5 tRNA genes are annotated in these 647 nt (G+C 43.9%); all 5 read left to right on the top strand.

What is annotated here, in order from left to right:
• The first annotated feature begins 24 nt into the window (after positions 1–24).
• The 5 genes from C9I86_RS19900 (at position 25) to C9I86_RS19880 (ending at position 645) form a co-directional block, all read left to right on the top strand.
• Positions 25–109: transfer RNA gene (locus C9I86_RS19900), tRNA-Leu, on the top strand.
• Between the two features lie 43 nt (positions 110–152).
• Positions 153–227 (top strand) — tRNA-Gln (locus C9I86_RS19895).
• A gap of 38 nt (positions 228–265) precedes the next feature.
• Positions 266–342, top strand: a tRNA-Met gene (locus tag C9I86_RS19890).
• A gap of 80 nt (positions 343–422) precedes the next feature.
• A tRNA-Leu gene (locus tag C9I86_RS19885) sits at positions 423–507 on the top strand.
• A 63-nt stretch (positions 508–570) separates the two neighbouring features.
• Positions 571–645, top strand: a tRNA-Gln gene (locus C9I86_RS19880).
• The last annotated feature ends 2 nt before the right edge of the window (positions 646–647 follow it).

The raw sequence follows: 647 nt of genomic DNA, 5'->3' as shown, positions 1-647 counted from the left end.
TCAATGCTTGTTCATTGATAAAATGCGGAAGTGGCGGAATTGGTAGACGCACTAGATTTAGGTTCTAGCGCCGTAAGGTGTGAGAGTTCAAGTCTCTCCTTCCGCACCATTCTCTCAATAGAGTTGAGAGATAGCTTGAAAAAGCACACTGTAGGTCTATCGCCAAGCGGTAAGGCAACGGCTTTTGATGCCGTCATACCCTGGTTCGAATCCAGGTAGACCTGCCACTCTTTAAGAGTATTGATTTATTTCAGTATTCTATGTTGGCTACGTAGCTCAGTTGGTTAGAGCACATCACTCATAATGATGGGGTCACAGGTTCGAATCCCGTCGTAGCCACCATTTATTCTTCAACTAAGTATTTACCTATACTTAATTGAAAAATACAATCAGAGACAACAGTTATTTATAACTGACAATATGCGGAAGTGGCGGAATTGGTAGACGCACTAGATTTAGGTTCTAGCGCCGCAAGGTGTGAGAGTTCAAGTCTCTCCTTCCGCACCATTCTCTCTGATTTAAAAGTCTTGTTACTACCCAACAAGCAACGCTTATGTATTTAAGCACTGTAGGTCTATCGCCAAGCGGTAAGGCAACGGCTTTTGATGCCGTCATACCCTGGTTCGAATCCAGGTAGACCTGCCATA

It is taken from the genome of Photobacterium sp. NCIMB 13483, assembly GCF_003025475.1.
GTDB classification, from domain to species: Bacteria; Pseudomonadota; Gammaproteobacteria; order Enterobacterales; family Vibrionaceae; genus Photobacterium; species Photobacterium piscicola.
The sequence above is the reverse complement of the archived record's forward strand: the minus strand, read 5'-3'. Positions and strand labels throughout refer to the sequence as shown.